General features: G+C 53.6%; 8 protein-coding genes. All 8 read left to right on the forward strand.

What is annotated here, in order from left to right; translation table 11 throughout:
- Nucleotides 1–53 precede the first annotated feature (53 nt).
- The 8 genes from uvrA (at nt 54) to GX030_05550 (ending at nt 10,091) form a co-directional block, all read left to right on the forward strand.
- A complete protein-coding gene (gene uvrA, locus GX030_05515; protein ID NLV91840.1) occupies nt 54–2,939 on the forward strand; it encodes an excinuclease ABC subunit UvrA in 2,886 nt (961 codons plus the stop codon).
- 15 nt (nt 2,940–2,954) lie between these two features.
- The gene (gene uvrC, locus GX030_05520) at nt 2,955–4,820 is read left to right on the forward strand and encodes an excinuclease ABC subunit UvrC (GenBank protein ID NLV91841.1); all 1,866 of its coding nucleotides are present in this window, start codon (nt 2,955–2,957) and stop codon (nt 4,818–4,820) included.
- A 274-nt stretch (nt 4,821–5,094) separates the two neighbouring features.
- Nucleotides 5,095–5,475 carry a DUF2089 domain-containing protein gene (locus GX030_05525; GenBank protein NLV91842.1) on the forward strand — a complete coding sequence of 127 codons (381 nt, stop codon included), beginning with the start codon at nt 5,095–5,097 and terminating at the stop codon, nt 5,473–5,475.
- Between the two features lie 13 nt (nt 5,476–5,488).
- Entirely contained in the window at nt 5,489–6,694 is a 1,206-nt protein-coding gene (locus GX030_05530; GenBank protein NLV91843.1) for a DUF4097 family beta strand repeat protein, read from the forward strand.
- Between the two features lie 12 nt (nt 6,695–6,706).
- Entirely contained in the window at nt 6,707–7,060 is a 354-nt protein-coding gene (locus tag GX030_05535) for a hypothetical protein (protein ID NLV91844.1), read from the forward strand.
- 27 nt (nt 7,061–7,087) lie between these two features.
- On the forward strand, nt 7,088–7,285 hold the full coding sequence (locus GX030_05540) for a PspC domain-containing protein (GenBank protein ID NLV91845.1): 198 nt from the start codon (nt 7,088–7,090) through the stop codon (nt 7,283–7,285).
- A 157-nt stretch (nt 7,286–7,442) separates the two neighbouring features.
- Entirely contained in the window at nt 7,443–8,234 is a 792-nt protein-coding gene (locus GX030_05545; protein ID NLV91846.1) for an HAD family phosphatase, read from the forward strand.
- 579 nt (nt 8,235–8,813) lie between these two features.
- Complete coding sequence (locus tag GX030_05550) at nt 8,814–10,091, forward strand: hypothetical protein (GenBank protein NLV91847.1); 1,278 nt, start codon at nt 8,814–8,816, stop codon at nt 10,089–10,091.
- Nucleotides 10,092–10,382 lie beyond the last annotated feature (291 nt).

Raw genomic sequence — 10,382 nt, forward strand, 5'->3', positions numbered from 1 at the left:
GAAGCTGGCAAAGGAAGTGGCAAGGAGAGGTTCCCGGTTTGGAGGGCGAGATTTTGACTAGGGATCGGATTATTATCAGGGGTGCTAGACAGCACAACTTGAAGAATATTGATGTAGACATTCCTCGCGATAAGTTGGTGGTGATTACCGGACTCAGTGGGTCCGGTAAATCATCGTTGGCCTTTGATACTATCTATGCCGAGGGACAACGTCGCTATGTGGAGTCCCTGTCCGCGTATGCCCGGCAGTTTTTGGGACAGATGGACAAACCCGATGTTGACCTGATTGAAGGTTTGTCCCCGGCGATTTCCATCGACCAAAAGACTACAAGCAAGAACCCCCGCTCCACGGTGGGAACGGTAACGGAGATCTATGACTACCTGCGCCTTCTGTACGCGCGCATCGGTCATCCCCATTGCCCTAATTGTGGTCGACCCATTGCCCAGCAGACGGTGCAGCAAATTGTCGATCAGGTGATGACTCTGCCGGAGAGAACTCGAATCCAGGTGCTGGCCCCGGTGGTTAGGGGCCGCAAGGGCGAACACCGCAAGATTCTGGAAGAGATTCGCAAGGACGGTTTTGTCCGGGTGCGGGTCGATGGCCAGATGCATGAAATCACCGACAACATCGAGTTAAACAAGAACCAGAAGCATGATATTGAAATTGTGGTGGATCGGATTATCATCCGCCCCGATATTGAAGGACGATTGGCCGACTCCATTGAGATTGCTCTGGAGCGAGGGGGCGGCCTGGCCGTTATCGATGTCATCGATGGCGAAGAGATGTTATTTAGCGAGCACTTGGCCTGTGCCCAGTGTGGAATCAGCTTTGAAGAACTGAGTCCCCGCATGTTTTCCTTTAACAGTCCCTACGGGGCCTGTCCTGAATGCGATGGTCTAGGGAACCGGGTAGAATTCGATCCCGATCTCTTCCTGGATATGGAGCTCAGCATCAATGAAGGGGCAATTATCCCCTGGGCCAAGACCGGCAGCAAGTGGATTCTGGGAGTTCTTGATGGCGTCTGTGAGCGGTTGAAAATTGACAAAGATCAGCCCTTGCATACCTTGAGCCAGACCCAACTGAAGGGATTGCTCCACGGCATCAAGGGGAAGGTGGTATTTCCCTATACCAATCAGGCGGGACGCCAGCGCACCTTCGAGGTGGAGTTTGACGGAATCATCGGGTACCTGGAGAAGCGATCCCGGGAGACTTCGTCGGACTATATTCAACGGGAACTGGACCAATTTCGCAGTTCTCGCCTGTGTTCCACCTGTCACGGCGCCAGGTTGCGCCCAGAGGCCCTGGCGGTGACCGTTGGCGGCAAAAATATCGATGCCGTAACCCGAATGTCCATCAGCGAGGCCCTGGAGTTCTTCCAGCACCTTGACATCAGTGAACGGGAGATGACCATTGTTCACCAGGTGTTGAAGGAGATTCGGGAGCGACTGCGGTTCCTGGAGAACGTTGGGTTAAATTACCTCACCTTGAACCGGATGGCTGCAACCCTGTCCGGGGGTGAGGCCCAGCGCATCCGGTTGGCTACCCAGATTGGGTCCAGTCTCGTTGGGGTGTTGTATATTCTCGATGAGCCCAGCATTGGGCTCCATCAAAGGGATAACCAAAAGCTCTTAGACTCCCTCAAGCGGTTACGGGATATCGGAAACACTGTGATTGTCGTGGAGCATGACGAAGACACCATTAGAGAGGCCGACTATATAGTGGACATCGGTCCCGGCGCCGGCGCCCATGGAGGCGAGTTGGTGGTGGCCGGTACCCTTGAGGAGGTAATGGCCGAAGACCGCTCGGCCACCGGTCGGTTCCTGTCGGGGAAGGAGGAAATCCCCGTCCCCCGAGTAAGACGGGAGCCCAACGGCAAGTGGATCACCATCAGGGGTGCCGCGGAGAACAACCTGAAGAACATTGATGTGTCCATCCCCTTAGGGGTGTTCACCTGTGTAACGGGGGTTTCTGGCTCCGGCAAGAGTACCTTGGTGAATGATATTCTCCACCGACGCCTAGCCCATGATTTACATCGGGCCACTGCCAAACCGGGAAAACATGCCGGGATCGATGGGATCGAGCACTTGGACAAGGTGATTGAGATCGATCAGTCGCCCATTGGCCGTACTCCCCGGTCCAACCCCGCCACCTACACCGGCACCTTTGATTTGATTCGCCGGGTCTTTGCCGAGACCAACGAGGCTAAGATCCGAGGTTATGCGCCGGGGCGGTTTAGCTTTAACGTCAAGGGAGGCCGCTGTGAGGCCTGTCGGGGCGATGGGATTATTAAGATCGAGATGCACTTCTTGCCCGATGTATACGTTCCCTGTGAAGTCTGTAAGGGAAGTAGATACAATCGAGAGACCCTGGAAGTGAAGTATAAGGGTAAGACTATTGCCGATGTCTTGGATATGACCATTGAGGAGGCCCTGGAGTTCTTCAAGAACATTCCCAGCATCCATCGGAAGCTGCAGACCCTAAATGATGTGGGATTGGGCTATATGCGCCTTGGGCAGCCGGCGACCACCCTGTCGGGCGGTGAAGCCCAAAGGGTGAAACTGGCCACAGAGCTCAGCCGCCGCAGTAACGGCAAGACCCTCTACATCCTCGATGAGCCCACCACCGGCTTGCATATCGCCGACGTCAAGAGGCTCTTGGGGGTCCTCCACCGCCTAGTGGATGCGGGTGATGCGGTGTTGGTGATCGAGCACAATCTCGATGTGATCAAGACCGCGGATTATATCATCGATTTAGGTCCTGAGGGCGGAAGTGGCGGAGGCCGCGTGGTGGCGCAAGGCACACCCGAGGAAGTTGCCGCGGTGCCCGAGTCCTATACCGGTCAGTTCCTGCGGCCCCTGTTGGAGAAGGACCAAGGCAAGGCCGGGGCGGAGACTGAGACCGCGGTTAACGTGGACCCGGTAGCGGTCCCCGGTAGTTAGACTGGAGTTGATGGCGTGGATCTAGAGAAAAAGCTCAAGCTGTTGCCGACGAAACCCGGCGTGTACTTGATGAAAAACGCGGCGGGAGAGATTATTTACGTGGGCAAGGCGGTTTCACTGCGGAATCGGGTGCGCTCTTACTTTCAGTCCAGCCGCAACCACTCCCCCAAGGTACGGGCCATGGTGGAGAATATCGCGGATTTTGAGTACATTGTCACCGACTCCGAAGTGGAAGCTTTGATTCTGGAATTCAACCTGATCCAGCAGCATTCCCCCTGGTATAATGTCAGGTTAAAGGACGACAAACGCTATCCCTACCTGAAGGTTACCCTCAACGAGACCTTCCCCCGGGTGATCATTGCCCGGCAGCGCAAGGACGATGGGGCCCGGTACTTTGGCCCCTACACCAGCGCCAAGGCGGTAAGGGATACGATGAAATTCCTGCGCCGGGTGTTTCCCATTCGGACCTGCAATAAGGACATTCAGCCCGGCAGTCAAGAGCGGCCCTGTTTGAATTATCATATCGGGCGGTGTCTGGGACCCTGTGCCGGGAAGGTGACACCGGAGGAGTATCGGGAAGTCATCGATCAGGTCATCCTCTTCTTGGAAGGCAAGCAGGAGAACCTGGTGCAGGATTTGGAGAAAAGGATGGAGCAGGCGGCAAGGGAACTGCGCTTTGAGGCTGCCGCCAAATTACGGGACCAGGTGAAGGCCATCCACCAGGTGATGGAGCGACAGAAAATTGTCACCGATCTGAAGGTGGACCAGGATGTCCTGGGTCTGTCTACCGTGGCGGACCTGGCCTGTGTACAGGTGTTTTTTGTCAGGGGGGGAAAGCTCATCGGTCGGGAACCCTTCTTCCTGCATATTGCTCCCGATGATACCCCCGGGGAGATTCTCGGAGGCTTTATCCAGCAATATTACTCCAGGGCGGCAGATCTTCCCAAGGAACTGCTGCTTCCCGCGGAGGTCCCCGATGCCAACATCTATGAAGAGTGGCTCTCTGCCCTGAAGGGCTCCCGGGTTTACCTGCGGGTACCCCAGCGGGGAGAAAAGCGGCGTTTGGTAGAGATGGTGGAGGAAAACGCCGATTTGGTGATGAAGGAGCACCGGGCCCGGGCCGAGGGCAGAAGGAGGGAACGGGAGCGGGCGATGACGGAGTTGCAGGAGGCCTTGGGTCTGCCCACCTTGCCCCGTCGGATTGAAGGCTTTGATATCTCCAACATCCAGGGGACCGAGGCTGTGGGTTCCATGGTGGTGTTTATCGATGGGGAAGCCGCCCCCAATGAGTATCGGCGCTTTAAGATTAGGTCCAAGGATACTCCCGATGACTTTGCGATGATGCGAGAGGTCTTGACACGGCGCTTTGTGCGGGGCCTAAAGGAACAGGAGGATATCGCCAAGCTCAAGGAGCAGGGTGAGGACTGGCAGGAAGAAGAAGCCAAGTTTGCCCAGTTTCCCGATTTGCTGTTAATCGATGGAGGGAAGGGACAGTTAAGTTCCGTTCGGGAGGTTCTGCGGGAGCTGAATCTGGAACACATCCCCACCATGAGTTTGGCGGAGAGGCTTGAGGAGATCTTCATCGAAGGTCGGTCCCAGCCGATTCTGCTGCCCCGTAACTCTCCAGCCTTATATCTGATTCAAAGGATCCGGGATGAGGCCCACCGCTTTGCCCTTACCTATCACCGGCATCTGCGGGCGGGACGGGCTACCAAATCCCTGCTGGATCAGATCCCCGGCGTTGGTCCCCAGCGCAAGAAGGCCCTGATTCGTCAGTTTGGCTCGGTGCAGGGGATACGACAGGCCTCCTTAGAGGAAATCAAGGCTGTCCCGGGGATTAGCGCCAAACTGGCGGAGACAATTGTTGAGTATCTGCGATAGTCAAGGAAATTATTGGTGCGATGGAGCCTGAACTTCAGGTGACATCGCATTTTTTATTGCTTACCTTAGGATTATTAAACCACGAACTTACATATCCTCAAGGAGAACATCAAAAAAGTTGATATTATCTCCAGAATAACCATTGACAGGCAGGCCAGGGGGTACTTATAATATGAGTCGAGAGGTTAAGAATATTAATGCCCGGGTTAAAAACATTAAGGATGAGAAGTGAATTTGTTGGCGGGAGGTGAGCTGATTGGCTCGACGGGAAGTGATGGGAAATTGCCCCGTATGCGGCGAGGGAATGGAGATTACCCGCCTTCACTGTCATTACTGCGATACCACCTTGGAAGGGCACTTTGCTCTGTGCAAATTCTGCCAGCTAAGTCGAGAGCAGAGGAAGTTCGTTGAGGTTTTTATTGCCTCACGGGGAAACATCAAGGAGGTTGAGCGCACCCTGGGAATCAGTTATCCGACGGTGCGCAGTCGATTGGATCAGGTAATTGCTGCCTTAGGATACACCGTGGACAAGGACGATGGGGTGGAGACCGAGGCAGAAGAAATGGCGGAGCGACGGCGGGAGATTCTCAGTCGATTGGACAGGGGCGAGATCACGCCGGAGGAGGCACTCCAAAAATTGAAGGAGCAAAGGTAGGGAGGGCGGTTTTGTGAAGGAAGAACGCTTGCTGATCCTAAAAATGATTGCTGAAGGAAAAATCACCGCCGAAGAAGGGGCGGCCTTAATCGATGCCCTGGAAAATGGGACCAGTTCTCCGGAGGAGTCCCACTTTGGTGATTTTGAGGCAAGGGCTGGGCGTCAGGAGTCTCCGGGATTTGAGCCCACTGCCGACAAGGATTTTTCCCAAAGGTTAGAGGAAGAGGCCAGTCGATTTGCCGATAATGTACAAAGGGCCGCGGAGAAGTTCTCTCGGGTGCTGGAAGAGCGGATTCAAAGGGATATCAAACCGGCCTTGGCCAATATGCCCAAGTGGTTTGCCCAGTTTCCCGTAATCGCCAGTTGGTTTGGCCCCACGATAACCGTCGAGGAGACCCACAGCGGTGAGTTGCTGGGCAACGAAGTTGAGGTGGGGTATTCCGGCAACAATGGGCATCTGGAAGTGGTGATGTGGGAGGAGTCAGGATACCGCTTTGAGTGTCAAAAGGTGCTAAAGGGTGCCGTCGGCGAGGAAGAACGCCGGGAAAATGCATTGGTGATCGATGTGGGACCGGGGCGTCTGGAAGCCGGAGTGAAAAGCGGCAGCTGTCTAGCGATGAACACTCGCCTCTTCTTGCCTCGGGACCGGTGGTATAAGCTGCGGCTGCGTACCTCCAACGGTTGGGTTCGACTCCAGGACATCGTCGGAGGGTTGATGGAAGTACACTCCTCCAACGGCCGACTGCAGCTGCGGAACATCACCGCAGAAAAGCTAATTCTGGGAACCAGTAACGGAGCCATTGATTGCTCCGCGGTGAAGGCAGGACAATTTGAGGCGGTAACCAGCAATGGGCGCATCGAAGCTCGGGTTTCCGCTCGAGACGTCCGGTGTCGAACCTCTAACGGCGCCATTGAGCTGCATCCTTTGCAGCAGGATCCCGTGACCTTGGATCAAAATGGTCGATACGAGCTGATTACCTCCAACGGCAGCATCACGGTGGCAGTCCCCCGAGACCTGCTGGCGGTAACAGGTATTGAAGCCAAGACTGGCTTTGGGGCCATTCAGATCGAATCCGATGTGCTGCAGATCAAGACCCGGGATGAAAAGATAGACAACAAGTTCATCGTAGCCCAGGGCGAGAGGTATGGAACTGCCGAGCATAGACTAGATATTCTGGCGAGGACCAGTAATTCCCATATCGCGATTACTGAGGCTTAAGGGGGAGTTTCAATGAAGGCTGAACGGACCCATATACTTCAGATGGTGGCCGATGGTAAGATTACGGTAGAGGAAGCTGAGAAGCTCTTGGAGGCCATTGAACCGAACTCGCCGGAGAAACCTCTCAGGCCTGCGGTGAAGGGGAGGTTTCTTCGAGTCAAGGTCTTTGAGGAAGGGAAGGACAAAGTTAATGTCACCATTCCCCTGGCCTTGGCTAAGGTGGGATTGCGGTTTGCTCCCAAGGACAGCGGGATTAGGGACTTGGATATCGATGAGTTAGTGCGTTTGGCGGTGGAAGAGGGTGCCGACGGTAAGTTGGTAGAAGTTATTGATGGGGATGAACGGGTAGAGGTCTACGTCGATTAGCCCGGTGACTCCCGGAGGAGGGGTAGCATGACTAAGTTAACCAGACCGCTAAGTGGGCGGATGATCGCCGGGGTATGTGCCGGATTGGGCAGGGCAATGGGAGTCGACCCAACTATTATCCGCTTGCTCTGGGTTATCCTGTCGGTCACAATGGCGGGAATTGGCGGTGCGCTGATTTACGTGTTGGCCTGGATCATTATTCCCGAAGAGGGTTCCGTGTACTAAGAATACCTAAAAAAAGACACTGGCCCAGCCAGTGATACGAGACAGGTAGGCGACCGATGTGGGGTCGCCTTTTTGCTTGTGGGACTCCCCAGGGCAACAGGTATCGGTCAAGCCTGTGTTGAACCATCCTATGGATATGTAGATGGGAGGAACCCCAATGACAGTCAAGCTATTAGCAATAGACGTTGATGACACTTTAATCACCGATGAGCTGGTAATTCCCAAGGAAACTCATCAGGCTATCTCCCAGGCCCAGGCCAAGGGAGTCCATGTGATCCTGGCCACCGGGAGAATGTGGCAATCCACGGTACCCTATGCCAGGGAGCTCGGGCTAACGGGCCCGTTGATTCTCTATAACGGGGCGATGGTGCGCACCGTGGAGGGAGAGGTGAAGCAGCATTATCCCGTTCCTCTGTCCCTAGCGAGGGAGCTAGCAAAGCTGTGTCAGGCCCATGATCTTGACTTAAATGTGTATGTCGATGACGAGTTGTATGTGGAGCGGGTCACTGAACATACGGAGTATTATCAGATGATGACCGGAACCGAGGCTGTTCCCGTTGGCGATTTAGTGCATTTCCTGGACACGGAGCCAACAAAACTCCTCATCGTTGGACATGAGGCTCCCATTGCCTCCTGGTTAGGTCACTTGTCGCAACAGTATGAAGGGCAGTTGTCTATTTTTCAGTCGAAGCCCCGGTATATCGAAATTACCCGCAAGGGCATTTCCAAGGGGGTAGCCCTGAAGGCACTGGCAGAGAGCCTGGGTCTTGCCCGAGAAGAAGTGATAGCCATCGGCGATGGCGGCAACGATGTGGCGATGCTGCAGTACGCAGGTATTGGAGTAGCCGTGGGCAATGCCTCTGATGCTGCCAAGGAAGCAGCAGACTGGATTGCTCCTTCCAATGAGGAGGCCGGTGTGGCCGAGGCAATTCGCAAGTTTATTCTCTAGATACAACCAGATAGATCGATCCGACTAGCAATGGGCCGTACCCTGAAAGGACGTGAGGGTACGGCCTATCGCCGTTTTAGATCCAGATACTACCGATAAAAAGCGGCAGGGGTGAAAAAGATTTTGTCGAAATCTATGTTTTGTGAGCAGACAATTTACAAATCACTTAGCGATTGCGACATATCACTTAAAGTTACAAGTTATTCCCAAAAGGAATATGTCGCAAAAAGTCGAAATTGTTAAGTGTAAAAGGAGCAAACCTTGCTCACAACAATTCAGCTTTGTCACCGACCTAAGTCTGGGTTTCGGGTCGAGAAAGGAGGTGCGACGCCCTAAGTGCCCTAGAAGCCCAAGGTTGGAGGACAATAAGATGCAGCAATCGTCACAGTCACGGGGAAGAGCTCACTGCCTGAGGAAACATGGATACTCAAGCAAATCGGCTTGTCCCCCAGATGCAACAAGCGCTGAAGCAATAACTGCAGCTTAGATGTACCACAATGCGAAAAGCAAAAGAAAGACGACGCAGCATAAAACACAACACACATCAACTAAACAAAACTTAGGGGGATACACTCTACAATGAAGAAACTAACTATTGCACTAGTTGCTCTAATGGTAATGTCTCTTGGTGCTTCAGCCTTTGCCGCTGAACTCACCGTAGGTGCTACTGTTGATAACAGCATTGAATGGAATGAAACTGACCGTTGGGCTGGCAGCAACTCCGTAGAGGTCGATCTTGGATTGGCCGGAGAGGACAGCAACCTCAGCGCCCACTTGGGCCTGAAGAACACCGATGAGGATACTCCTTTCGGTTTGGGTCAATTGGAAATCGACAAGGCATGGATTGAGAACCAGGGCGCCTTTTGGAACGGTGGCCCCTCTCTCACCACTCGTCTCGGTAGCTTGGATGTCAAGCACTCTGACCTGGTAGCCACCGTAAAGAACAACGGTGCTAGCGTTGACGGTCTTGAGATTGGCGATGCTACCATCGGTGGATTCATGGCTTGGAACAACGCTATGGATGCCGGTGTCAACGTTGACTACGACTTCGACCTTGGTAACGCTAAGACCACTTTGGTCCGCAGCACCGCTAAGGATGAACTTGCTTACGCAGTAGAGGGTCAAGTTGCTCCCTCCGACAGCATGACCATTGACGCTATGTATGCTGGTACCACCGTTGGTGAGGACCGCAGCGGCATCTACCAGGTTGAGGCTGACCTGGCCGCCAGCGAGAACACCACCATCTCCGTTGGATACCGTGACTTGATGGATGGTGTCTACGGTTCCTTTGCACCGGAATACTACAACGAGACCAAAGACGGTGATAACAGAACTGACATCATCGGAGTAGCTCAGGGTCTTGGCAAGGAGAAGGCTGACCAGAACGCAGGTTACAACGTAGGTATCGAAACTGTACAAGGCGACTTCACCATGAGCGCTGATTACGACAACCCTCGTCATGAGGCTAAGCTCGGTGTTAACACTGAGTTGGCTGGCTACAAGCTGGGTGCAGAGACCAAGTTCGACGAAGAGGATGCTACCTTCGAGTATGCACAAACCAAGTTGACCGCTGAGAAGGACTTTGCACTCACCGGTGTGGATGTAAACGGTAAGTACACCGCTACCATGCCTAAGGGTGGACCCGTTGGCCACAAGCTTGAGGCAGAGGCCGAGGTAAACGCCATCGAGCAGCTGCAAGGCCTGGGCATCAACGGTGCCGTTGAGTTCACCAACACCGATGATGTAACTTGGGAGACTGGTGTCGAGTACACTGCTCCCAACGGTATTGAGCTTGGCGCTGGATACCACAGCGTAGACGGTGCTAACTTCAACGCCGGTATAAAGGTTGAATTCTAAGACAGCAATCATGAGATAATATCCTAAAGGCAATAACCCCCGATTTGCTCGGGGGTTATTGCTATTTGTAGTTGGCTGTATTATACTCTAACATGTAGGTTACAAGCCCTTCCTATGCCACCAGTAATTGACTGACGGTGGTCCAGGAAAAAAATTGATAATTTTTTCGGGGAAAAGAAGGGATCCCGGTAACCTCACAGAATTAAGCAATTGCAGTACTAAAGTATATGCTAGTGATCGCCTTTGATTACATAACATGAAGTACTGCAGCTCTTTGAAAAAGTCATCTAC

It is taken from the genome of Bacillota bacterium (genome assembly GCA_012727955.1).
GTDB lineage: Bacteria > Bacillota > Limnochordia > DTU087 > JAAYGB01 > JAAYGB01.